Annotated in this window: 20 protein-coding genes and 1 pseudogene; 9 read left to right on the top strand and 12 right to left on the bottom strand. The window is 65.1% G+C overall.

What is annotated here, in order from left to right:
- Genes XI04_RS13225 through XI04_RS13210 form a run of 4 tightly spaced genes read right to left on the bottom strand, consistent with a single transcriptional unit; the run spans position 1 to position 3,073 of the window.
- Positions 1 to 828, bottom strand: a complete 828-nt coding sequence (locus XI04_RS13225) for a heme ABC transporter ATP-binding protein (protein ID WP_050995583.1) — start codon at positions 826 to 828, stop codon at positions 1 to 3.
- On the bottom strand, positions 825 to 1,910 hold the full coding sequence (locus tag XI04_RS13220; protein ID WP_038970869.1) for a FecCD family ABC transporter permease: 1,086 nt from the start codon (positions 1,908 to 1,910) through the stop codon (positions 825 to 827). The genes XI04_RS13225 and XI04_RS13220 overlap by 4 nt, the downstream gene beginning before the upstream one ends.
- The gene (locus tag XI04_RS13215) at positions 1,907 to 2,860 is read right to left on the bottom strand and encodes a heme/hemin ABC transporter substrate-binding protein (protein ID WP_038948446.1); all 954 of its coding nucleotides are present in this window, start codon (positions 2,858 to 2,860) and stop codon (positions 1,907 to 1,909) included. Before XI04_RS13215 ends, XI04_RS13220 begins: the two co-directional genes overlap by 4 nt.
- A 6-nt stretch (positions 2,861 to 2,866) precedes the next feature.
- On the bottom strand, positions 2,867 to 3,073 hold the full coding sequence (locus tag XI04_RS13210) for a hemin uptake protein HemP (protein ID WP_028140258.1): 207 nt from the start codon (positions 3,071 to 3,073) through the stop codon (positions 2,867 to 2,869).
- A 267-nt stretch (positions 3,074 to 3,340) separates the two neighbouring features.
- On the opposite strand from XI04_RS13210, the gene XI04_RS13205 reads away from it, so the two are divergent.
- From XI04_RS13205 to XI04_RS13180, 6 genes are all read left to right on the top strand, one after another.
- Positions 3,341 to 5,689 carry a TonB-dependent hemoglobin/transferrin/lactoferrin family receptor gene (locus tag XI04_RS13205; RefSeq protein ID WP_038948448.1) on the top strand — a complete coding sequence of 783 codons (2,349 nt, stop codon included), beginning with the start codon at positions 3,341 to 3,343 and terminating at the stop codon, positions 5,687 to 5,689.
- A gap of 93 nt (positions 5,690 to 5,782) precedes the next feature.
- Entirely contained in the window at positions 5,783 to 6,115 is a 333-nt protein-coding gene (locus XI04_RS13200; protein WP_095426645.1) for an antibiotic biosynthesis monooxygenase family protein, read from the top strand.
- 24 nt (positions 6,116 to 6,139) lie between these two features.
- Positions 6,140 to 6,655 (top strand): heme utilization cystosolic carrier protein HutX, encoded by a 516-nt coding sequence (gene hutX / locus XI04_RS13195; protein WP_271610305.1) that lies wholly within the window; start codon positions 6,140 to 6,142, stop codon positions 6,653 to 6,655.
- Positions 6,656 to 6,708: 53 nt separating this feature from the next.
- Complete coding sequence (gene exbB, locus XI04_RS13190; protein ID WP_271596333.1) at positions 6,709 to 7,452, top strand: tonB-system energizer ExbB; 744 nt, start codon at positions 6,709 to 6,711, stop codon at positions 7,450 to 7,452.
- Between the two features lie 4 nt (positions 7,453 to 7,456).
- Positions 7,457 to 7,903, top strand: coding sequence for a TonB system transport protein ExbD (gene exbD, locus XI04_RS13185; RefSeq protein ID WP_097668355.1), 447 nt, complete (start codon positions 7,457 to 7,459; stop codon positions 7,901 to 7,903).
- Positions 7,903 to 8,733, top strand: coding sequence for an energy transducer TonB family protein (locus XI04_RS13180; RefSeq protein ID WP_097668356.1), 831 nt, complete (start codon positions 7,903 to 7,905; stop codon positions 8,731 to 8,733). Before exbD ends, XI04_RS13180 begins: the two co-directional genes overlap by 1 nt.
- Positions 8,734 to 8,946: 213 nt before the next feature.
- Here XI04_RS13180 and XI04_RS13175 read toward each other — a convergent pair whose 3' ends face one another.
- The 5 genes from XI04_RS13175 to XI04_RS13155 form a co-directional block, all read right to left on the bottom strand.
- Positions 8,947 to 10,302, bottom strand: coding sequence for an esterase-like activity of phytase family protein (locus XI04_RS13175; protein ID WP_271610303.1), 1,356 nt, complete (start codon positions 10,300 to 10,302; stop codon positions 8,947 to 8,949).
- Between the two features lie 85 nt (positions 10,303 to 10,387).
- Entirely contained in the window at positions 10,388 to 11,290 is a 903-nt protein-coding gene (locus tag XI04_RS13170) for a carbohydrate ABC transporter permease (RefSeq protein WP_028140250.1), read from the bottom strand.
- Positions 11,283 to 12,239 carry a carbohydrate ABC transporter permease gene (locus XI04_RS13165; protein WP_018317857.1) on the bottom strand — a complete coding sequence of 319 codons (957 nt, stop codon included), beginning with the start codon at positions 12,237 to 12,239 and terminating at the stop codon, positions 11,283 to 11,285. The genes XI04_RS13170 and XI04_RS13165 overlap by 8 nt, the downstream gene beginning before the upstream one ends.
- 140 nt (positions 12,240 to 12,379) lie before the next feature.
- Positions 12,380 to 13,726: an ABC transporter substrate-binding protein gene (locus XI04_RS13160; RefSeq protein ID WP_095426640.1), complete on the bottom strand. Its 1,347-nt coding sequence runs from the start codon at positions 13,724 to 13,726 to the stop codon at positions 12,380 to 12,382.
- A gap of 83 nt (positions 13,727 to 13,809) precedes the next feature.
- Positions 13,810 to 14,853 carry a C-terminal binding protein gene (locus XI04_RS13155; RefSeq protein WP_271610302.1) on the bottom strand — a complete coding sequence of 348 codons (1,044 nt, stop codon included), beginning with the start codon at positions 14,851 to 14,853 and terminating at the stop codon, positions 13,810 to 13,812.
- Between the two features lie 258 nt (positions 14,854 to 15,111).
- Between XI04_RS13155 and XI04_RS13150 the strand changes: the two genes are divergently transcribed.
- Complete coding sequence (locus XI04_RS13150) at positions 15,112 to 16,797, top strand: methyl-accepting chemotaxis protein (RefSeq protein WP_271610301.1); 1,686 nt, start codon at positions 15,112 to 15,114, stop codon at positions 16,795 to 16,797.
- A gap of 158 nt (positions 16,798 to 16,955) precedes the next feature.
- Here XI04_RS13150 and XI04_RS13145 read toward each other — a convergent pair whose 3' ends face one another.
- The 3 genes from XI04_RS13145 to XI04_RS13135 form a co-directional block, all read right to left on the bottom strand.
- The gene (locus XI04_RS13145; protein ID WP_038948458.1) at positions 16,956 to 17,933 is read right to left on the bottom strand and encodes a Bug family tripartite tricarboxylate transporter substrate binding protein; all 978 of its coding nucleotides are present in this window, start codon (positions 17,931 to 17,933) and stop codon (positions 16,956 to 16,958) included.
- Positions 17,934 to 18,167: 234 nt separating this feature from the next.
- Positions 18,168 to 19,103, bottom strand: coding sequence for a DMT family transporter (locus XI04_RS13140; protein WP_038948459.1), 936 nt, complete (start codon positions 19,101 to 19,103; stop codon positions 18,168 to 18,170).
- A gap of 125 nt (positions 19,104 to 19,228) precedes the next feature.
- Positions 19,229 to 20,161, bottom strand: a complete 933-nt coding sequence (locus tag XI04_RS13135; RefSeq protein ID WP_271610300.1) for a DMT family transporter — start codon at positions 20,159 to 20,161, stop codon at positions 19,229 to 19,231.
- 420 nt (positions 20,162 to 20,581) lie between these two features.
- On the opposite strand from XI04_RS13135, the gene XI04_RS13130 reads away from it, so the two are divergent.
- Complete coding sequence (locus XI04_RS13130; RefSeq protein WP_028140242.1) at positions 20,582 to 21,874, top strand: adenylosuccinate synthase; 1,293 nt, start codon at positions 20,582 to 20,584, stop codon at positions 21,872 to 21,874.
- Between the two features lie 37 nt (positions 21,875 to 21,911).
- Positions 21,912 to 22,232, top strand: a pseudogene (locus tag XI04_RS13125) (hypothetical protein); the annotation flags it as partial.

The raw sequence follows: 22,232 nt of genomic DNA, 5'->3' as shown, positions 1-22,232 counted from the left end.
CTAGGCCCTCACCTCTCCCCGCTGGGAAGAGGTGAGGAGCGCCGCCCGCATCGACTGCGGCAGCACGTAAGGCACGCCGTCGTCGCCTTGATGGACGACGGCATCGATCTCGAAGATCTCGCGGATGATCTCGCGGGTGACGACATCCGCGCGCGGGCCATCCGCGGCGAGCTTGCCGCCAGCCAGCACGACCAGCCGGTCGGCGAAGCGGATCGCGAGATTGAGGTCGTGCAGGATCGCGATGACTGCGGTGCCGCCGGCCGCGCGGCGGCGCGCTGCTTCGACGAGGTCGATCTGGTGGCGCAGATCCAGGCTCGAGGTCGGCTCGTCCAGCAGCAGAAGTCCCGGGCCATGCTCGACTTCGCCGCAGGCGAGCTGCACCAGCACGCGGGCGAAATGGGCACGCTGCTGTTCGCCGCCTGATAGCGTTGGCAATTGCCGTTCGCGGAAATGGGCTAGCCCAACCTCATCGAGGGCCGCGTCGACGAGCGCGCCTGCTGCACGCGCGCTGCGCTCGCCCGCGCCCATCAGCACGATCTCCTCGACGGTGAAGGGGAAGGTGACGTTGATGTGCTGGGACAGCATGGCGCGGTGCGCGGCAAGCTCGCGGGGCGCATAGCCGCTGATATCCCGCTGCTTCAGGCGCACCTCGCCTGCGTTTGGGCGGAGATCGCCGGAGAGCAACCGCAGCAGCGTCGACTTGCCGGCGCCGTTCGGGCCGATGATCGCGACCATCTCGCCGGCCGCAACCGTCAGGCCGACGCCATCGAGCAGCGTCGCGCGGCCGGCGCGCTTGCTCAAGGCACGCGCCTCGATCACGGCGCTCATAGCGGGGCCAGCCCGCGCTGCCGCAACAGGATGAAGAGGAAGACCGGCGCGCCGACCGCTGCGGTCAGAATGCCGATCGGCATCTCCGCCGGCGCCACGATGGTGCGCGCCAGCGTGTCGGCGCCGACCATCAGGATCGCGCCTGATAGCACCGAGGCCGGCAACAACAGCCGATGCGCAGGTCCAATGACGAGACGGAGCAGATGCGGCACGACGATGCCGACGAAGCCGATGACACCGCTGATCGACACCGCGACGCCGGTCATGGCGGAGACCATGACGATCGAGATCCGCTTGAGACGCTCGACGTCAACGCCGCCGTGAAAGGCGTCGGCCTCGCCGAGCACCAGGAGATCGAGGCCGCGCGCGATGAAGGCGCAGGCGCCAAGCCCGATGACGAGGATGGGCGCCAGCACGGCGGCCTTGGTCCAGGTCACCCCGCTCATCGAGCCCAGCAGCCAGAACGTGACGTCGCGGAGCTGGCGGTCGTCGGCGATGAACACCAGAAGCCCGATGCCGGCATTGGCGATGGCGGTGATGGCGACGCCGGCGAGCAGGAAGACCGCGATCGAGGTGCGGCCCGAGCGGCTCGAGATGCCGTAGAGGATCGCGGTCGTGGCCAGCGATCCCGCGAATGCCGCGAGCGGCAGGAGCTCGGCCTGGAGGAAGCGCAGCGTCTCGCCGAAGCGCGAATCGGTGAACACGATCGCGCTTGCGGCTGCGAGCGCGCCGCCGCTGGAGACGCCGACCAGCGCGGGATCGGCGAGCGGGTTACGAAACAGCCCTTGCATGATCGCGCCGGCCGCGGCGAGCAGGCCGCCGACCATCGCCGCCGCCGCGATCCGGGGGACGCGGATCGACCACAGCACGAGCTGGTCGCGGGCCGTCATGGCCGTGCTTTCGCCTGATAGGCCGAGTGCGGCAGGCAGACGGGAGAGGGGAATGCCGGCGGCGCCGAAGCTCAGCGCCACGATCGCAGCGACCGCGAGCACCGCGATCAGGAGAGGGATTGCGAACGATGCGGACCGCGAGCTGGGGCGTCGTTCCGTGCCGCGCGCTTCCGTGCCGATCGCCACCCTCATTGCCGGCAATTCGCCGCCGACAGCGCCGAGGTGAATGCATCGCCCGGTTCGGCCAATGCCGGATATAGTTTTACCGAGAGATCTCGCGCCGCCGCCGCCGTCCGTGGCCCGAAGCCGAGCAGATAGAGCCCGTCCATTGTGATGAGGCTCTTGTTGGCCGCGACCGACGTCAGGGCGAAGCCGGGATGGGCGTAGATCGCGTCGGCAGGAAGCGAGTCCTTGCCGCGCTCGATCGACAACACCACGTCGGGTCTTGCCGCCGCGATGGCCTCGTCACCGATGATCTTGTAGCCGTCGAAATCGTCGACGGCGTTGGCTGCGCCGGCGAGTTGAATGATCTCGTCGGCCGCGGTCTTGTGGCCGGCGACCATGGCGCGCCCGTTCTGGAGCGACATCACGAACATCACGCGCACCGGCTTGGTCACCTTGGCGCGCAGGGCGCGCAGCTGCGCAAGATCGGCGCCGACCGCGGCGCTGAGGCACGCGGCGCGCGCATCGACACCCATGGCGTGGCCGACCAGTTTTATCTTCTCGATCAGGCCGTCCTCGGAGAAGGTGTCGGGCACCAGCACCAACGGCACCTTCGCCGTTTCCAGGATCTCCATGGTCGCGTGCGGGCCCGAGCCCTGGATCGCCAGGATCAGGGTGGGGTTGAGGCCCAACACGCCTTCGGCGGAGATCTGGCGCATGTAGCCGACATTGGGTTTGTCCTGCAGTGCCGCCGCTGGATAAAGGCTGGTGGTGTCGACGCCGACCAGCCGGCTCTCGAGCCCGAGCGCATAGATGATCTCGGTGATGGCGCCGCCGATCGAGACGGTGCGCGCGAAGTCGGTCACGGCGACGTCGCGATTGCGCGCGTCATGCACGGTGATGCCGGCGGCGTGCGCGGCAGAGGCGACCGCGATCGTGCTGGAGAGCAGGAGGCTTGCGAGGGTGCGACAAAATGTCATTACAGGTTACTTCGTCAGGATCAGCTTGTTCTGCGAGGTCAGGCGAAGCCGATAGCTGTCCTCGCCATGCGCGATGATGATCTCGCGCTCGGCCGCAAACAGCTCGCGACTGTCGATCCGGCTCCCACGCATGGTGAGGGTTCTCGTTGTCGCAGCAGGGCTTCCTGCCGACCCCGCCGCGCCGCCGCTGCTGTCTCCTGATGTTGCTGACATGTAGGCTGTGATGCGCTTTCGAAACTCTGGAGTGCTGCTTGCTTGTTTGTATAAGCGGCACGAAGCGCATTCCAACGGCTGCAATTTACAATCGATATAAACTGCAACCTGATGTCATTGACCGTCAGAGTGTTGCCACGTAACCAATTATGGCGGCGGGGTGACTTGCCCGCGTCTTGAGAAATCAGCCAGCCAGTCGTTCGCGTTGCGAACGCACGCCAGCCAAAAGACCTGAAATAATAGAGTGAAGTGCAGGCTGGGGCTGATATGGCTGACGGGGCTAGGTATTCGCGCGCCTTGATTTTGGGCGCGTCGGTGATTTCATTTGCGGCAATGACGACGGAGAGCGGTCTTGCACAGACCGCCGAGCCGCAGGCTGAACGCGCGTCGACGGAGCGGCCGAAGCAGGCCAAGCGCAAGCCGACCAAGCCGCTGGTCGCGCAGCAGGCAGCGCCGGAGGTCCTCAACGCCCGAGCCCAGGCCGGCGGCACCGCGCCGGTTCAGACGCTCGACACCATCACGGTCGCTGCAACGAAAACCAAGGAGCGCGCGATCGATGCGCTCGCGCCGGTCAGCTCCATTTCGCTCGACCAGATCCAGGGAATCCAGCCCAACCGGCTGTCGGGCATCTTCTATGCTGTCCCCGGCGTGTCGTTCCAGGAGCGCGGTGACGATCCCGCGACCGTCATCAACATCCGCGGCCTGCAGGAGTTCGGGCGCGTTGCGGTGGTCGTCGATGGTGCGCGGCAGAATTACCAGCGCACCGGTCATAACGCCAGCGGCTCCTTCTTCCTCGATCCTGAATTGGTCGGCGGCGTCGACGTCGTGCGCGGCCCGACCGCCAACATCTACGGCTCCGGCGCGATCGGCGGCCTGGTCTCGTTCCGCACCAAGGACATCGACGATGTGCTGCGTCCCGGCGAGCGCTGGGGCGTCGATCTCTCGGGCTCCTACGGCTCCAACAACAATCGCGGCCTCGGCTCGGTCTTCGGCGGCGTGCGCGCCACACCGGACGTCGATATCTTCGGCGGCGCGGTCTATCGCACGCAAGGCAATTACAAGGACGGCAACGGCACCGAGATCGGCAACACCGGCAACCAGGTCGAGAGTGGCCTGATGAAGCTCACGGTGCGTCCCGCCCTCGGCCACGAGGTCAAGTTCGGCGCCATCTTCCAGGACTATCAATACGATGTCGGCCAGTTCAACAGGGGCCCCGTCGCGACCGCCGCCCAGCGCGCGCTCTATCAGGGCTCGTCGGTCTACGCCTCCGATGCCAAGAACTACACCGGCACGATCACCTGGAATTACGCGCTGCCGAGCGACAATTTGTTCGACTGGCACATGTCAATCTATGGAAACCGCGTCGATAACGACCAGACCAAGACCTACCACTATTCGACCTCGGGTGCGGCTTTGTGCGGCACCGGCAATTTCGGCAACAACATCTCCGGCTGCGTCGGCGACAAGCGCGGCTATGTCCTCAATACCTACGGCATCGACGCCAACAACACCACGCGGTTCAACGTCGGTGACTGGCGCAACGCACTCACCGTGGGCTTCGATGCGTTTCAGGACGATGTGATCACGACCGACAGCCGCGGCAATTCCAACATCACCACGCCGAGCGGCATCCGCACCGTGTCGGGCGGTTTCCTGCAGTTGAAGCAGAACTACAGCACCTGGTTCGAGGCCGTGAGCGCGATCCGTTACGATCGCTACGATCTGGAGTCGGGCAAAACCAACGGCAGCGGCGACCGCTTCTCGCCGAAGATCACGCTTGGCGTCACGCCCGTTCCCGGCTTCCAGCCATATGTCAGCTACGCCGAAGGCTATCGCGCTCCCTCGATCACCGAGACCGTGATCTCAGGCGCGCATGCGACCGGTGGCGGGCCGGCCTTCTTCCCCTGTCCTGACGGGACCGTCGGCTTGTTCTGCTTCCTGCCCAATCCGAATCTTCGTCCCGAAGTCGGCAAGAACAAGGAAGTCGGCATCAACCTGAAGTACGACAACATCTTCAGCGCCAGTGACTCCTTCCGCGGCAAGATCAACCTGTTCCGCAACGACGTCAGCGATTACATCGACCTCGTCGCCTCGACGCCGGTCCCGACCGGGTTTGGCTCGTTCAGCCAGTTCTACCAGTACCAGAACATCGCGCAGGCCCGCATCCAGGGTTTCGAGGCGGAGACGATGTACGATGCCGGCAGCTGGTTCATCGGAGTCGCCGGTCACTACATCCAGGGCAAGAACGCCGTCACCAATGTCGGGCTCGCGACCATCACCCCGCGCAAGGTCGTCACCACCGGCGGCGTCCGCCTGCTCGACCGCACGCTGATCCTGACGGCGCAATGGGCCTCGTTCGGTGCCAACAACGACGTACCCGCCGGCTATTTGCCCGCGACCGGGTACGAGCTGGTCAATCTGTACATGACCTACAACGCGACGAAGGACATCGTGTTCTCGGCGTCGATCGACAATCTCTTGAACCAGTACTACCGGCCTTACGCCATTCCCGGCACGTCGACCGACGGCACCACGCAGAACGACGTGCTGTGGTCGAGCCCCGGACCGGGCCGGGTCTACAAGGCCGGCATGAAGATCCATTTTGGAGGTGCGTAGCGCCAGCTTCGCAGCACCACATCTCCGCCGGGCCGCGCTGATGCTCCAGCGCGGCTCCGGCGCGTTTCGTTTTGATCAGAAGGAGAGACTTTGATGTTCATCGCCATGAATCGTTTCCAGGTGAAGAAGGGCGCGGAGACCGCGTTCGAAACCGTCTGGGCCACCCGTGAATCCTATCTCGGCAGCATGCCGGGCTTCGTCGAGTTTCACCTGCTGAAGGGCCCGGAGGCCGAGGACCACACGCTCTATTCGTCGCACACCACCTGGGTCGACAGGACGGCGTTCGAGGCCTGGACGCGCTCGGACCAGTTTCGTCGTGCCCATGCCCGCGCCGACAACTCGACCGGCGAGAGCCTGTATCTCGGCCATCCCAAGTTCGAGGGCTTTGAGGTGATCCAGAGCGAGCGCAAGGCCGCGGCCGCCTAGATTGCAATGGCAAAGGAGCCGGACATGTTGAGCACCGATCTTGCCGATCTCAGGGCCCATATGGCCGACAATCCGGGCGAGGTGATCGAGGACGTTGCGCGCCAGCGCAAGGTCACCCCGCGCAGCGTGATCGAGGCGCTGCCATCCTCCATGGTGCATATTGGCGGCGGCGAGCACTTTGCCGCCGCCATGCTGGACATCGCGGAGTGGGGCGAGGTCACGCTGATCGTGCACACCGATGACGCGATCTTCGAGTTCACGGGCGCTGTTCCTGCGGGCGAGATCGGCCGCGGCTACTTCAACCTGATGCAGCCGAAGGGTCTGCACGGCCATCTTCGCCACGAGCGCTGCGCTGGCGTCGCCTTCGTCGAGCGCCCGTTCATGGGCAAATCGTCGGCCTTCATCGCGTTCGTCAACGCCGACGGCGGCATCATGTTCAAAGTGTTCGTCGGCCGCGACGAGACAAGGGCGCTGCGGACGGATCAGCTGGCGCGGTTCCGGCAGCTCGCGGCCCGGATCGCGGCGCAGCCGGCTGCGTAGCTTTCTTTTGTTGTCGGGAGATCAGGATGCAAGGCAAGTCCAGGCTTCGGCAAATGGTCGTTGCAATCGCGCTGGTGCCGACACCGGCCTTCGCGATCGACGAAGCCCTGTTACCGCGCAATCTGTCGCCCTGGGGCATGTTCGTCAGCGCCGACATTATCGTGAAGACGGTGATGATCGGGCTCGCTGTCGCCTCGCTGGTGACATGGACGGTGTGGCTCGCCAAGACCATCGAGCTGCGCCGCAAGGGCATGCTCGCCTTGCAGCGGACGCGCGGGCTCGAAGGCAACATGACGCTGGCTGAGGCATCGTCACGGGCCGGTGACGCGCACGATGCCGTTGCCCAGCTGATCCAGTCCTGCGCCAGGGAAGCCGAGCTCTCGGGCGGCATCCTCGACGACGGCCTTCAGGAGCGGGTGGCGCTGCGGCTCGAGCGGGTGGAGGCGGCGATGTCCAGGCAGATCGCGCGCGGCACCGGCGTGCTCGCGACCATCGGCGCCACTGCGCCCTTCGTCGGCCTGTTCGGTACCGTCTGGGGCATCATGAACGCCTTCATCGGCATCTCCGAGAGCCACACCACCAGCCTCGCGGTGGTCGCGCCGGGCATCGCGGAGGCGCTGCTCGCCACCGCGCTCGGCCTCGTCGCGGCGATCCCGGCGGTGGTGATCTACAATCATCTGGTCCGCAGTATCGCCAATTACCGCGCGCTGCTCGGCGATGCCTCGGCACAGCTGATGCTGCTGGTCAGCCGTCAGCGCGACCACAGGGAGTTCCGCCTGGCGCGGGCGGCGGAGTAGGCCCATGGGTGCGAAGCTCGGCGCGCGCGGGGGATCGCCGCTCAAGCGCGGTGACCCGGATGATCTCCACGTCGTCAACGAGATCAACGTCACGCCGTTCATCGACGTGATGCTGGTGCTGCTGATCATTTTCATGGTGGCAGCCCCACTCGCCACCGTCGATATCGGTGTCGAGCTGCCCGCGACCGCAGCCGAGCCGGCGCCCCGGCCGGACAAGCCGACCTTCGTGACGGTGAAGCCGGATCTCACAATTGCCGTTGGCGAGGACACGATGGCCCGCGACGGTCTCGCCGCCGCCCTCGATGCCGTCATCAAAGGCCGTAAGGACGAGCGCATCTATCTGCGCGCCGACAAGGCCGTCTCCTACGGCGACCTGATGGAGGTGATGAACACCCTGCGTAACGCCGGCTACCTCAAGGTCGCCCTCGTCGGCCTCGATGGACGCAACTGATGGCCGCGAACGCCTTTGCCCTGCACGAGCCGCTTCGAGAGCGCGAGACCGCGCGCTGGGGCCTCTCGGCCGCGGTGATCGTGATGTTGCATGTGGCTGTCGCGCTGCTTGCGGTGAATTGGATCAGGTCGCAACCGGAACAGGGCGTCAGCCTCCCGGCGATCATGGTCGACATGGCACAGGTGACCTCGGCGCCGCAGTCGACGCAGGATGATGTTGCGCCGGGACCGGTGATGCAGGAGGCCGACGCCTCGTCGCCGGAGCCCGTGCAGCAGCAAATGGCTGAGGAGACGATCGCGCCGACGCCGCCGCAGGAGAAGCCGGATGTCGTGGCGCCGCCGGAGCAGAAGCCGGAGCCGACACCTGCCAGGCCGGAGCCCGCGAAGATCGTGCCGGTCGAAAAGCCGGCCCCGGTGAAGCCGAAGGTGGTTCGCCGCGAGGCCAAGAAGCCCTCGGAGGCGACCCCCGCGCCGCGCACCAGCGCAGCCCCGCGGGCCGAGCGCGAGGCGCCGATGGCATCGGCCCCGAGCGCCGGCGCGGCGGCCTCCGTGATTGCATCCTACAATCAACGCGTCCGCGCGCATTTGATGCGCTTTCACCAATATCCCAGCGGTGGCGGCGGTCAGCGCGGCGTTGCCAGGCTGAGCTTCACCCTCAGCCGCAGCGGGCAGGTCACGTCCAGCCGTATCGGCGGCTCGTCCGGCGTTGCCGCTTTCGATGCCCAGGCCATGTCGATGATCCGCCAGGCCTCGCCGTTTCCGCCGGTGCCAGACGAGATCAAGAATGGGTCGATGAGCTTTTCGATCCCCGTGGAGTTTACGGTGAGGTAGTCGGCCGTCCCAACAAACTCAGCCGTCGTCCCGGACAAGCGCGCCCTAAGCGCGCGCAGATCCGGGACCCATAACCACAGGGGAGCGTTTGGCGAAGATTCGTCGCCACCATCTCGTGCCACAACCCCGCCTGGGGTTATGGGTCCCGGATCTGCGCTTGCGCTTGTCCGGGACGACGGCGGAGTTTGTGGCGGCTGAAGAGCGACCGTTGCCCTATTTCGCCTTCAGGAAATCCGCGACCTCGAGCAGCATGAACTCGTCGTCATCGGCCTTGTTGGGATCGCGGCTGGAGGAGAACGGCAGATTGTTGTCGTTGCCGACGATGATGTGGGTGTCGTCGACGCGATCGACGTTCTCGATGGTGAAGAACGGGAAGGTGTAGACGCCGTCGTTGAGCGGCTTCCTCGCCTTCTTGTCGGGATCCTTGATCTTCAAGAGGTCGATATAGCCGATCTTGCGCACGGGCTTGCCGACATTGGCCTCCGTGAGCTCGATCTTGTAGATGCGCTTGAACTTGGCGAGATCCGGGAAGCAGTTCTCGCCGCGCTGGCCTTGCGGGCAGGCCTTGTCCGCCGTGCCTTCGCCGTTGTCGCGCTCGATGATGAGGCCGGAGGCCTGATCGATCATGTTGAAATCGCCGATGGCGTTGCCGTTTTGCTCGAACACATACTGCCAGTAACGGCCGGTGAACTTCTCCGCAGCGACGTCGAATTCGAGGATGCGGGAGGCTTCCTTGCCGTCGACCTTCTCCCAGTCCTTCTTCTCGGCGTCCCACAGCGGTCCCTCGAGCAGGCCGTAGAGGAACTTGCCGTCCTTGGAGGACGCAAAGCCCTCATAGCCCTTGGAGCGGCGGAGGTTGACGTTGGTGTAGGTCGCGCCCGGCGCGCCCGGCGTCGCCACGGCCCAACTGTCCGGCGACCGCACCGGCTTGCCGTCAGCAACCGTATCGAACACGGCCAGGATCTTGCCTGATTTGTCGGCCTTCAGGATGTAGGGACCGAACTCGTCGCCGATCCAGAAGGTCTCGCCGATGATCTGGAAGCCTTCGGTGTCGAAGTCGGAGCCGGTGAGATAGCGCTTCTGCGTGTCCTCGTGCACGATGCGGAACGGGACCTTTTTGTCGGGATCGTGCAGGAAGATCGTCTCCAGCCGCTCGATTTTGCCGCCGGCCCAGTCCATCTTGTAGCGGTTGAGGTACAGCATCGAATCCGGCGAGTTGGCGCGCGCGCCCATGCCGTTGTCGGTGATGACCCAGAAGCTGCCGTCGGGCATGGTCTTGATGCCGGAATGCCCCTGGAGCGGCTGGCCCTTGAACGGCAGCGACAGGCCGGTCGCGCGCTCATAGGACTTGCCCATCACGGTGCCGAGCGCGTCGACCCGCTTGCCGGTGGTGTATTTCCCTGAAGTCTTGAGATCGGCGGGTGCGTCGGCGGGGGCGTCGATGAAGGTGGCGGCCGGCATCACCACGTGGCCGGCGAGCTTGGCGGGGAATTCACCTTCGCTCTGCGCGAGCGCTGGGCTCGCGGCGAGAATGATCGTTGCGACGGTGGCAAGAAAAGTCGCGCGCATGTGCGTCTCCTGTTGGCGGACGCACGCGTTATGCGGATCGCGTGTTGCAGTTTTGTGAAACCGGGCCAAACGCCGCAGCCGCGATCTACTCCTTTACCGCGCCGGTCAGCGAGGACACGTAGTAGTCCACGAACAGCGAGTAGAAGATCGCGACCGGCAGCGAGCCCAGCAGCGAGCCTGCCATCAGCGCCCCCCATTGGTAGACATCGCCGGTGACGAGCTCGGTCAGGATTGCGACCGGCACGGTCTTGTTGGCGCCGCTCTGGATGAAGGCGAGCGCGTAGATGAACTCGTTCCAGGACAGCGTGAAGGAGAAGATGCCGGCGGAGATCAGCCCGGGCACCGCGAGCGGCAGCGTGATCCGTCGCAGGATCTGGAGGCGTGTTGCGCCGTCCACCAGCGCGCATTCCTCGAGCTCATAGGGGATCGACTTGAAGTAGCCGATCAGCAGCCAGGTGCAGAACGGCACCAGGAAGGTCGGATAGACCAGGATCAGCGCCAGCGGTGAGTCGAACAGGCCGAACTGCACCACGACGGTGGCGAGGGGAATGAACAGGATCGACGGCGGCACGAGATAGGCCAGATAAATGCCGAGGCCCACATAAGGACTGCCGCGGAAGCGCAGGCGCTCGATCGCATAGGCAGCGAGCGTGCTCGCGATCAGGGACAGCGTGGTCGAGCCGATCGCCACCAGCATCGTCGTCTTGAGCCAGCGCGGATAGGCAGTGTCGAACAGCAAATGCTTGATGTGGGCAAGCGTCGGCGAGGAGATCCAGAACGGATTGTGGTCCTTGTAGTTCATCAGCTCCGCGTTCGGCTTGAACGAGGTGATCGCCATCCAGTAAAACGGGAACAGCAGGATCAGCACGAAGCAGCCGAGCGGCAGATAGATCATCATCAGCCGCCGCAGCCCGGAATCCCAGGCCATGGTGTCAGGTGCCGCTTTCGCGTCGGCCACAGCGGCGGTTTGCGCGACGGTATCAGTCATTGGCCTCTCCCTGCTGCCATTTGCGGCGCGCCAGGCCGAAATAAGAGAACAGCGTCGCGAAGATCAGGAACGGGATCATCGATACCGCGATCGCCGCACCTTCGCCGAGTTCGCCGCCGGCGATGCCGCGCTGAAACGCCAGCGTCGCCAGCAGATGGGTCGAGTTGACGGGCCCGCCGCGGGTGATGGCGTAGACCAGCTGGAAGTCGGTGAAGGTGAAGATGATCGAGAAGGTCATGACGATGGCGAGGATCGGCATCATCATCGGGAAGGTGATGTAGCGAAAGCGCTGCCAGGCGCTGGCGCCGTCGAGCATCGCGGCCTCGTAGAGCGAGGGCGAAATGGTCTGCAGGCCGGCAAGCAGCGAGATCGCGACGAAGGGAATGCCGCGCCAGATGTTGGCGGCGATCAGCGAGAAGCGCGCCGGCCAGGGCGAGCCGAGGAAGTCGACATTGCCCGACCGCCAGTGCAGCACGTCGACCAGTAAATAGGAGATGATCGAGAACTGCGGATCGTAGATCCACCAGAACGCCAGCGCCGAGAGCACGGTCGGCACGATCCAGGGCAGCAGGATGATCGCACGCAGGATGCTCTTGAACGGAAAATGGTTGTTGAGCAGCAACGCGAGCCAGAAGCCGAGCGCGAACTTCCCGAAGGTCGCGATGCCGGTATAGACCACGCTGTAGAACACGGCGTTCCACCACAAGGGATCGGTGAGCAGATACTGGAAATTCTCCAGGCCCACGAAGACGCCGCGCCGGCCGATCGTGGTGTCGGTGAAGGCGAGCCAGATGCCGAGGCCGAGCGGATAGGTCAGGAACACCGAGAGCAGCCCGATCGCGGGCGCCAGGCACATCACGATCAGGAACGGCTTGTAGTCGAACAGCCGCACCAGCCAGTTCGGCTGCCGCTGGGCAAGTACGGGAGAGGAAAGTGTCGTCACGGACATCAGTGTGTTGTCCTATCGTTGAACGTCACCACACCGTCATTGCGAGCGAAGCGAAGCAATCCAGTCTGTCGCCGCGGCTGCAGTCTGGATTGCTTCGTCGCAAGTGCTCCTCGCAATGACGACGGCTCTATCGTCGCGCGTTACCGCTGCCGCCGGAAGTACCGCTTGCAGCGCTGCTCGGCTTCCGCGGCGGCGGCCTCCGGCGTGGCCGCACCGGTCGCAACGGACGCGCACATCTGAATCAGCACGTAGTCGGCGCTGACGGCTCCGGTCGCCGTCGAGATCGGGCCCTTGTAGCCGTCATAGTAAGTGCTGTTCATCGTGTCCTTGAACAGCTTCACCTTGGGATCCTGCGACCACACCGCGGCCTCGGCATAGGCCGCCAACGGCTGCGACCAGTAACCGGAATTGGCATTGAGCCAGGGCTCGTACTGGTCCTTTTCCAGCATGTATTGCAGGAAGGCCTTTGCGGCGTTGGGGTACTGGCTGTGCTTGAACACCATCGCGTTGAGTGTCAGGCCCGCCATCGGAGAGACCTTGGCCAGGCCCTTGGGCAGCAGCTGATGCTCGCTGTCCTCGGCGATCGCCTTGGTCGCCGGGTCGTTCTTGAGCGAGAAGTACAGCGAGACGCCGTTGGCGGTCAGGGAGATCTCCTGCGAGGAATAGGCGCGGTTGTTGCTGACGTCGTTCCACGACGGCGTGCCGGCGATGAAGGTCGGGTAGATCTGCTTGACCCAGTTCAGCGCCGCGATGGTCTCCTTGCTGTTGATGACGACATTGCCTTCCTCGTCAAGCAGGGAAGCATTGTGCGACCACAGCGCCCAATTGGCGAAGCCGTTGCCGTCGCCCTTGGCGTTGCCTAGCGCGAAGCCGGCTGGTTTGCCGGCCTTGTGCAGCTTCTGGCACAGGTCGAGGATTCCGGCATGGTCTTCCGGCACCTTGTCGAAGCCGACCGATTGCAGGATCGACTTGCGGTAGATCAGGGGCCCCGCGGTTGCACCGAACGGCAGGCCGATCCAGGCGTCGCTCTTGTTCTTCTTGCCGTAGCGCTGCGCAAGCGGCAGCCAGCCGCCATAGCGCTTGCCGACATAGTCGGCGACGTCGGTCAGCTCGATCAGCTTGTCGACGTAGATGTGGGGAGCGTCGGAGAAGCCGATGATGATGTCGGGGCCCGCGCCGGAGTTCGAGGTGACCGCGGTCTGCTGGTTGATGTCCTCCCAGCCGACGAAATCGACCTTGACCTCGACGCCGGTCTCCTTGGTGAACTTTGCTGCATTGGCGCGGAACACGTCCTCGTCGGCCTGGACGAAGCGCACCGGGCGCAGCATGCGCAAGGATGCGCCCTTCTCGATCGCAAGCTTGGGCGCCGCCACGTCGGCGGCCTTGATTGTCGATGATGTTGTTTGCGCTGCAGCACCGGTGGCCGCGAGCGTTGCAGCGGACAGGCCCAGCGCCAAGGCATCACGACGTGTGATGTCGTTCCTCATCAGTTCCTCCCTATGATGTCCCCTTCCCGGCGTTGATCGCCGGTGAAGGGCCGTTTCGCCTCTGGCGCCTTGGCGCCGGCCGCCTAGCTGTTCGGCCCGCGATCCATGCTGACGGGTTGCCAGCGGCGGAGCGTGGTGTCTTGCAGCACCGACGGATTGACGCAGCTTACCGGCCACATGCCCTGAAGCACCAGTGACAATTCGTAGCCCACGCGGCGCTTGCGCGCTTCGTCAAACCGTGCCGAGGCCGAAGCGACGTGGGCGGTCAGGGTCACGTTCTCCATGCCGAGCAGGGGATTGTTGTGCGAGGGCGGCTCCTTCTCCAGCACGTCGAGCGCGGCGTGCGCGATCCAGCCTTCCTGCAGCGCCTTGATCAGGCTCTCCTCGTCCACGGTTGCGCCGCGCCCGGTGTTGATGAAGATCGAGCCCTTCTTCATCTGCTGAAAGTGCTTCTCGGTCAGCATGTGATGCACCTCGGGCCTTGCCGGGGCATGCATCGAGACGAAGTCGGATTGCGACAGCACCTCGTTCAGCGTCGCCGGGATCACGCCGTGATCGTACATCAGCGTTTCCTGGATGAAGGGATCGTAGGCCATCATGCGCAGGCCGAACGGCGCCGCGCGTTTCGCAACTGCACGCGCCACGCGGCCGAACGAGACGAAGCCGAGCGTCTGGCCCATCAGCCTCGGGACCTTGAGCAGCGCCGGCCGGCCCTCGGCCCAGCGGCCGCTGCGCACCATGCGGTCCTGCTCGACCAGGCGGCGGAAGCCGGCGAGCAGCAGCATCATGGCGTGGTCGGCGACCTCCTCGATGAAGGTGTCCGGAATGTTGGTGACGGGAATGCCGCGCGCGGTGGCGGCCTTGACGTCGACGCTGTCGACGCCGACCGAGCCAAGCGTGATGACCTTGCAGGTCTGCAAGCTGTCGATGATGGTCTTGGTGATCGGGATGCCCTTGGCATAGATGGCGTCCGCGGTCTTTGCGGCGGCGATGAACCCGGCCTCGTCGGCGGGAGCCTCGATGATCTCGGCGTCGATCGGATCGAGCGCCTCGCGCTCAAAGGAATAGTCGCTGCCCGCGACCGAGAAGCTCGCGCCCTTCGGCGTCACCACCCTGTATTTCGGCATTTTCTCGCTCCCGATTTGGTTTGTCGGTTCTTGTTGTGACCCGTCTCCGCGGGCGGGCCTTTGCGTCTTTTACGCGAAATCGGAGCGGTCGCGTACAATCGTTGGTTGCCGGTGCGGAGATAAATTGCCGTTTTTTGCGGCTGCGTCCGGGCTTCTACGGAGGCACGTAAGTAACTTGCTAAGGCTCTCTCCCTAAAAGTTATTTCGATTTCGATCGATCTGTCGCGCGCCCGTATCCCATTATTGCCGGAGCTAATCGTGAAATTGAGCAATCTGAAGATCGCCCCGAAGCTCGGCATCCTTGTCGGCGTCACCTTGTTCGGCCTGTGCATCTCCGGTGTCCTCGCCGGCTATCTGATGAAGCGCGAGATGGTGAATGCGCGCATCGATCAGGCCAAGGCGATCGTCGAGCTGGCACGCAACTATGCGGGCGCTCTGAAGAAGCGCGTCGACGCCGGCGAGCTGACGAAGGACGCGGCCATGGCCGAGCTTCGCCGCTACGGCAATTCGATGACCTACGACAACGGCGCGGGCTATCTGTTCGGTACGTCGTATGAAGGCATCACGCAGCTCGCGCCGGATCCCAAGCAGATCGGCACCAACCGCATGGATGTCGTGACCAACGGCCGCAAGCTGTCGGTCGAGCTGATGGACGGCGTCAAGGCCAACGGTTCGATCCTGCTGCATTATGAATACATGAAGCCCGGTCAGCCGACGCCGATCCGCAAGATCGGCTACGCGGTGGCGGTGCCCGGCTTCGACATGTATCTCGGCACCGGCGCTTATCTCGACGACATCGACGCCAAGATGGGTCCGGTCTATTGGCTGCTCGGCTTTGCCATGCTCGGCATTTTCATTGTCGCCGGCAGCGTCGCCTGGTTGATCGGCCGCGGCATCAGCCGCCCGCTGGCGCTGCTTGGCGCCCGCATGAAGGATCTCGCCGACGGCAAGCTCGAGGGCGACATTCCCGGCGTCGGCCGCGGCGACGAGGTCGGCGCGATGGCCTCCACCGTCCAGATCTTCAAGGACAACGCGGTCCGCATCCGCGACCTCGAAAGGACCGAAGCCGATGCCAAGGAGCGCGCCGCGGCGGAACGTCGTAGCGCGATGGAAGGCATCGCCAACGACTTCGAACGCAGCGTCAACGGCATCGTCCGCTCGGTCTCCTCGGCCGCGGCCGGCATGCAGACGACGGCGCAGTCGATGACCGCGACCGCCAGCGACGCCTCCTCGCGCGCGGCGACGGTCGGCGCTGCCTCGCAAAAAGCCTCCGGCAATGTCGGCACGGTTGCGGCGGCCGCCGAAGAGCTGTCGAGCTCGGTTGCGGAAATCTCCCGCCAGGTCACGCGCTCGACCGAAGTCGCCAGCCGCGCCGTCAGCGACGCCGAGCGTACCAATGCCACCGTGCAGGTGCTCTCGACCGGCGCCGAGAAGATCGGCGAAGTCGTCAAGCTGATCCATTCGATCGCAGCGCAGACCAATCTGCTCGCGCTCAACGCCACCATCGAGGCGGCACGCGCCGGTGAATCCGGCCGCGGATTCGCGGTCGTCGCCTCCGAGGTCAAGGCGCTGGCCAACCAGACCGCCAAGGCGACCGAGGAGATCTCCGCGCAGGTCGCGGCGATGCAGACCTCGACCAGCGACGCGGTCACGGCCATCTCCGGCATCACCCAGACCATCGCCGAGATGAGCGAGATCACCGCCGGCATTTCCGCATCGATCGAGCAGCAGGGCGAAGCGACCCGCGAGATCGCCCGCAACATCCAGTCGGTCGCGGCCGGTTCGAACGAGATCAACGCCAATATCGGCAGTGTCACCTCGGCCGCGGAAGCGACCGGCACCGCGGCAACCGACGTGCTCACCAACGCCCGCGAACTGGACAGCCAGTCCGGCGCGCTGCGCAGCGCCGTCGACGGCTTCCTCGCCAAGGTGCGCGCGGCGTAAGGCCAAACACTCGAAATTCGTAGGGTGGGCAAAGGCGCCGAAGCGCCGTGCCCACCTTTTCTTTTTGCGACGACCTAACGGTGGGCACGCTTCGCTTTGCCCACCCTACGAGAGCGGTGCCCCGGGCTCAGCGCCGCGTCCGCGACACGAGACCGTCCTTACTGCTTCTCGATCTTCGCGTTGGTGATCAGCTTCTCCCACAGCACGAGCTGTTCGTTCACGAACGTGCCGAGCTGCTCCGGCGTGCCCGAGAACGCGTCCATGCCGAGGGTGGCGAGCTGTGCCTTGATCTCCGGCTTCTCGACGATCTTCCGGATCTCGGCGTTGAGCCGGGTCACGATCTCCTTCGGCATGCCGGCGGGGCCGAAATAGCCCTGCCAGGACGAGATGTCGAAATCAGGCACGCCGGCCTCCTGCATCGACGGCAGGTTCGGCACCAGCGGCGAGCGGTCCTTGGTGGTGACGGCGAGCGCGCGCAGCGCGTTGCCGTTGACGTGGGGCAGGCCGGTCAGGATGTCGACGAACATCATCGAGACGCGGCCGCCCATGACGTCGTTGAGCGCCGGCGGCGAGCTCTTGTAGGGCACGTGCAGCAGGTCGAGCCCGGCATTGTGCGCAAAGGTCGCACCCGACACGATCGCGGAGGACGATCCCGAGGCGTAGCTCAGCTTGCCCGGATTGGCCTTGCCGTAGGCGACGAGCTCGCCAACGGTCTTGGCCGGCACTTCCGGATTGACGACCAGCATGAAAGGCAGGTCGCCGGTGCGCGCGATCGGCGTGAAATCCTTGACCGGATCGTAAGTGAGGCTCTTGAGCAGATAGGGATTGGCCGAATGCGTGGTGTTGGTCGTCACCAGCAGCGTGTAGCCGTCGGGGGCGGCCTTCGCGACATAGCTTGCGGCGAGCATGCCGTTGGCGCCCGCCTTGTTCTCGATCACGATGCCGACGCCGAGCGCCTGCGACAGATGCTGCGAGATCAGCCGTGTCGTCGTGTCGGTGCCGCTGCCGGCCGCGAACGGCAAAACAAGCGTGATGTTGCGGCTCGGCCAGGTATCGGCCTGTGCAGTGGATGCGGCGACGAGGCACAATGCAGCCGCGCCGACGGCACGCAGGTTTCGAATCAGCCCTGAAATCATATCGAGACGTTCCCTCTTTTTCGTTGGCGGGGAACCTAGCGTCTCTTCGCCAAAATCGGAAGACGCGAGTTGTCTCGTGTGCCCCGGGCGCAGTGCAGCGCGCCGCCGTTCGCGGCGTGATGCGCTGCCGAACGGGGGCCCATGCTGCCACAAACTGGATCCCGGCTCTGCGACGCACCGCTTGCGCGCTGCGTCTTGTCCGGGACACGAGCACGCATCGTCCGCCGCGCGGAATTACTTCACCGCCGAGCCCTGGCGTGAGGCAATCACGACGCCGGCGAGCACCAGCGCGTAGCCGATCAGGTGAAACGGCTGCAGCTTTTCGCCGAGCAGCACGATCGCCATCGCCGAGCCGAACACCGGCACCAGATGGAAGAACGGCGCGGCGCGGTTCGGGCCGATCAGCGCGACGCCGCGGTTGAAGAACAGATAGGCCAGCGTCGAGGGAAAGATCAGGATGTAGCCCAGCGTCGCCAGTGTCGTCCCGTCGAATTGCAGCACGCGGCCGCTTGCCGCCTCCCAGATCGCGGTCGGCAGCAGCATCGTCGCGCCGCAGCAGGTGGTGAAGGACAGGAAGGAGAGCTGGTGGATCTTGGGCCGACGCGGGATGAAGGCCGAGTAGATCCCAAACGCCACCAGCGAGGAGGCGAACATGATGTCGCCCCTGTTGAAGCTGATGCTCGCGAGCGCGGCGAGATCGCCGCGCAAAATGATGATCAACACGCCGAGAAGCGAGATCGCGATGCCGGCGAACTGGGCACCCGTCAGCCGTACGCCGAACAGCACCAGCGACCACAGCGCCACGAACAGCGGTCCGGCCGACTGGATCAGCAGCGCGTTCAGCGCCTCCGTGTATTGCATCGCCCAGTAAGAGATCGCGTTGTTGAAGGCGAAGCCCACCAGCGACAGGAACAGCATCAGCGGCAGGCTGTTGCGCAAGGCGGGCCAGTCGCGCTTGAGATGCGGCCAGGCGAACGGCAACAGGATCAGGAAAACGCCGAACCAGCGGATCGTGGTCACCGTCAGCGGCGGCACATGCGCGCCGACATGGCGCGCGAGCACGATGTTGCCGGCCCAGAACAGCGAGCTCAGGCTGAGCAGCAGATAAGGCTGGTTGTTGAGCCAGCTGGCCGGACTGGAGGCAGGTGGCGCGGGCGAGGCAATCGTCATTGGCGTTGGATACAAGCTTGCGCCGGATTGGCGTCGCGGCACAAGCCACGCGGCCGCAATGCTACAATGCAGGCAAACCCTGAGGAGGCGCCTTTGGCGGCTAATATGTTGAACCCTCGCTGGTCCTACGTCGCCTGCTTTCGTGACGCCACGAACACGCCCGACAGCACCAGCGCAAAACCGATGAAGTGGAATGCCTGCGGGTGTTCGCCCAGGAACGCCATCGCCATGATCGAGCCGAACACCGGCACGACGTGGAAGAACGGCGCGGCGCGGTTGGCGCCGATCAGGCGCACGCCGCGATTGAAGCAGAGATAGGCCAGCGTCGAGGGAAACACCGCGACGTAGAACAGCGTCAAGAGGTTCGGCCCGTCGAGCTTCATGACCGGGCGCGCGGACAATTCCCAGATCTCCAGCGGAATGAGGCAGGCCGCGCCAGCCCCGAAGGTGAAGGCGAGGAACGACAGGCCGTGCATCGGCGGCCGTTTCAGCGTCAGCACCGAATACAGCGCGAAGATGACGAGTGCGACGATGAAGATGAGGTCGCCCTCGTTGAACTCGATGTTCGACAGCGTGGTGAAATCGCCGTGCAGCAGAATGGTCAGCACGCCGCACATCGACAGCAGCACGCCGAACGCCTGCGCCACGGTGAGGCGGATGCCGAGGATGGCCAGCGACCACAGCGCCACGACCAGGGGCGCGGCCGACTGCAGCAGCAGCGTATTAAGTGCCTGGGTATGCTCCAACGCCCAATATTGCAGCGTGTTGAAGGCGCCGATGCCGGTGACCGAGAGCGTGATCATCAGGCCGAGCCTGCCGCGGATCGCGGGCCAGTCCTGGGCAAGATGTTTCCAGGCGAACGGCAGCACCAGCAGGAAGGCAAAGAACCAGCGCAGGAACGACAGCGTGACCGGCGGGATGTGGCCGGCGGCGAGCCGGCCGACGATGGCGTTGCCGGCCCAGCACAGCGCGGTGATGCTGAGCAGCAGATAAGGCTGGTTGGCGATCCAGCTGTGGCCGGATGTCTCCGCGCTCGTGGTCTGGCCGGTGGCGGACATTGGGATTGGCGTGCCCCGCGTGCGCCGAGGCTTCCAGCCCGGCGGGATCCGGGCCGGCTGATCGCCCGGCGCTGTCCAAAGACACGGAAATCGGGGCTGCATCAACGGGGGGCGGACGCATCGCGACCATGCAGCGGCGGATTGAGCCTCTCACGCTTTGGTCGAAGCCTGCGCGCTGGCCGCGAAGGTTTCTGGATTTTCCGGGGATATCAAAGGCTTGGAGTGGCCTCGAAGCCCTGAAAATGCCCCGTTCTTGCTTGCCTAGAGAGGCTGCTTCCTTTATCCGGTTGGGCTGCCTCGGTGCGAACGGCCTCTGGCCGGGAATTGGGCTGGGCGCAGGCATGATTCCGGAAAAATGGGTACCAATTTTCCGTTCGGATCGTGCCACCTACAGAGAAATCTTCGAAGGATTACCCGCGAATGGCCAATGTTGTCGTCGTCGGCGCCCAGTGGGGCGACGAAGGAAAGGGCAAGATCGTCGACTGGTTGTCGGAGCAGGCGGACATCGTCGTCCGCTTCCAGGGCGGTCATAACGCCGGCCACACGCTGGTGATCAACGGCAAGACCTACAAGCTCGCGCTGCTGCCCTCCGGCGTGCTGCGCGAGCAGAAGCTGTCGGTGATCGGCAACGGCGTGGTGTTCGATCCCGCCGCCTTCCTCGACGAGGTCTCCAAGCTGCGGGCGCAGGGCGTCGCGGTCTCGCCGGAGAACCTGCGTATCGCCGAGAACGTCACGCTGATCCTGCCGCTGCACCGCGAGCTCGATGCGCATCGCGAATCCGCCAGCGCGGCGACCGCGATCGGCACCACCCGCCGCGGCATCGGGCCTGCCTATGAGGACAAGGTCGGCCGCCGCGCGATCCGCCTGATGGACCTCGCCGACCTCGACACGCTCCCGCACAAGATCGACCGGCTGCTTGCCCACCACAACGCGCTTCGCCGCGGCCTCGGCCTGCCCGAATTCGACGGCAAGGTGATCTTGAAGGAGTTGAGCGCGCTGGCGCCGGAGCTGCTGCCCTACGCCGAGACGGTGTGGCGGCTGCTCGACATCAAGCGGCGCGAAGGCAAGCGCATGCTGTTCGAAGGCGCGCAAGGCGCGCTGCTCGACGTCGACCACGGCACTTACCCCTACGTCACCTCGTCCAACACGGTGGCGGCGCAGGCGGCGACCGGCTCGGGCCTCGGACCCGGGGCGGTCGGCTATGTGCTCGGCCTGTGCAAGGCTTATACGACCCGCGTCGGCCAGGGCCCGTTCCCGACCGAGCAGGACAACGAGACCGGCCGCCGGATCGGCGAGCGCGGCCGCGAGTTCGGCACCAACACCGGCCGTCCGCGCCGCTGTGGCTGGTTCGACGCCGTGCTGGTCCGCCAGGCGGTCCGGACCTGCGGCATCAACGGCCTGGCGCTGACCAAGCTCGACATTCTCGACGGCTTCGACACGATCGAGGTCTGCACCGGCTACAAGCTCGACGGCAAGGAGATCGACCACTTCCCCGCCGGCGAGGGCGCCCAGGCCCGGGTCGAGCCGATCTACGAGACCATCGAGGGCTGGAAGGAGCCGACCGCCAATGCGCGGTCCTGGGCCGACCTGCCGGCCCAGGCCATCAAATATGTCCGGCGGATCGAGGAATTGGTGGGGTGCCCGGTTGCGCTGCTTTCCACCAGCCCCGAACGCGAAGATACTATCCTGGTGCAAAATCCGTTTGAGGCTTAACGATATCTTACCGGGACGCGCGTATAGTTGAGTTGAAATGGCTGATTACTATCCGCTGATCGCCCGCGCTATTGCCGCCCTGGACCCGAACGCTCCCGGCGAAAGCCGTCGCGCGCTCTATGAGCGGGCGCGCACGGCGTTGATCGCGCAGTTGCGCAGCGTGCAGCCGCCGCTCTCCGAATCCGAGATCACCCGCGAAAGGTTGTCGCTGGAGGAGGCCGTCCGCAAGGTCGAATCGGAGGCTGCCCAGCGCGCCCGCGAGGCCTCGCGCCCCAGTGGCGGCGCCCGCGGCGGCAGCAGCGGAGATGCCTTCCGCCGCGCCAGCACCCGAGCCGCCGAAGGCAGCCCGGCTGCGGCC

Origin of the sequence: Bradyrhizobium sp. CCBAU 11430 (assembly GCF_028128855.1) — a bacterium.
In the GTDB taxonomy this organism is placed as follows: Bacteria; Pseudomonadota; Alphaproteobacteria; order Rhizobiales; family Xanthobacteraceae; genus Bradyrhizobium; species Bradyrhizobium ottawaense.
This window is presented reverse-complemented; position numbering and strand designations above follow the sequence as displayed.

Bases quoted from the DNA above. Each gene is read 5' to 3' on its own strand.
- XI04_RS13225 (WP_050995583.1), bottom strand. From the start codon at position 828: ATGAGCGCCGTGATCGAGGCGCGTGCCTTGAGCAAGCGCGCCGGCCGC.
- XI04_RS13220 (WP_038970869.1), bottom strand. From the start codon at position 1,910: ATGAGGGTGGCGATCGGCACGGAAGCGCGCGGCACGGAACGACGCCCC.
- XI04_RS13215 (WP_038948446.1), bottom strand. From the start codon at position 2,860: ATGACATTTTGTCGCACCCTCGCAAGCCTCCTGCTCTCCAGCACGATC.
- XI04_RS13210 (WP_028140258.1), bottom strand. From the start codon at position 3,073: ATGTCAGCAACATCAGGAGACAGCAGCGGCGGCGCGGCGGGGTCGGCA.
- XI04_RS13205 (WP_038948448.1), top strand. From the start codon at position 3,341: ATGGCTGACGGGGCTAGGTATTCGCGCGCCTTGATTTTGGGCGCGTCG.
- XI04_RS13200 (WP_095426645.1), top strand. From the start codon at position 5,783: ATGTTCATCGCCATGAATCGTTTCCAGGTGAAGAAGGGCGCGGAGACC.
- hutX (WP_271610305.1), top strand. From the start codon at position 6,140: ATGTTGAGCACCGATCTTGCCGATCTCAGGGCCCATATGGCCGACAAT.
- exbB (WP_271596333.1), top strand. From the start codon at position 6,709: ATGGTCGTTGCAATCGCGCTGGTGCCGACACCGGCCTTCGCGATCGAC.
- exbD (WP_097668355.1), top strand. From the start codon at position 7,457: ATGGGTGCGAAGCTCGGCGCGCGCGGGGGATCGCCGCTCAAGCGCGGT.
- XI04_RS13180 (WP_097668356.1), top strand. From the start codon at position 7,903: ATGGCCGCGAACGCCTTTGCCCTGCACGAGCCGCTTCGAGAGCGCGAG.
- XI04_RS13175 (WP_271610303.1), bottom strand. From the start codon at position 10,302: ATGCGCGCGACTTTTCTTGCCACCGTCGCAACGATCATTCTCGCCGCG.
- XI04_RS13170 (WP_028140250.1), bottom strand. From the start codon at position 11,290: ATGACTGATACCGTCGCGCAAACCGCCGCTGTGGCCGACGCGAAAGCG.
- XI04_RS13165 (WP_018317857.1), bottom strand. From the start codon at position 12,239: ATGTCCGTGACGACACTTTCCTCTCCCGTACTTGCCCAGCGGCAGCCG.
- XI04_RS13160 (WP_095426640.1), bottom strand. From the start codon at position 13,726: ATGAGGAACGACATCACACGTCGTGATGCCTTGGCGCTGGGCCTGTCC.
- XI04_RS13155 (WP_271610302.1), bottom strand. From the start codon at position 14,853: ATGCCGAAATACAGGGTGGTGACGCCGAAGGGCGCGAGCTTCTCGGTC.
- XI04_RS13145 (WP_038948458.1), bottom strand. From the start codon at position 17,933: ATGATTTCAGGGCTGATTCGAAACCTGCGTGCCGTCGGCGCGGCTGCA.
- XI04_RS13140 (WP_038948459.1), bottom strand. From the start codon at position 19,103: ATGACGATTGCCTCGCCCGCGCCACCTGCCTCCAGTCCGGCCAGCTGG.
- XI04_RS13135 (WP_271610300.1), bottom strand. From the start codon at position 20,161: ATGTCCGCCACCGGCCAGACCACGAGCGCGGAGACATCCGGCCACAGC.
- XI04_RS13130 (WP_028140242.1), top strand. From the start codon at position 20,582: ATGGCCAATGTTGTCGTCGTCGGCGCCCAGTGGGGCGACGAAGGAAAG.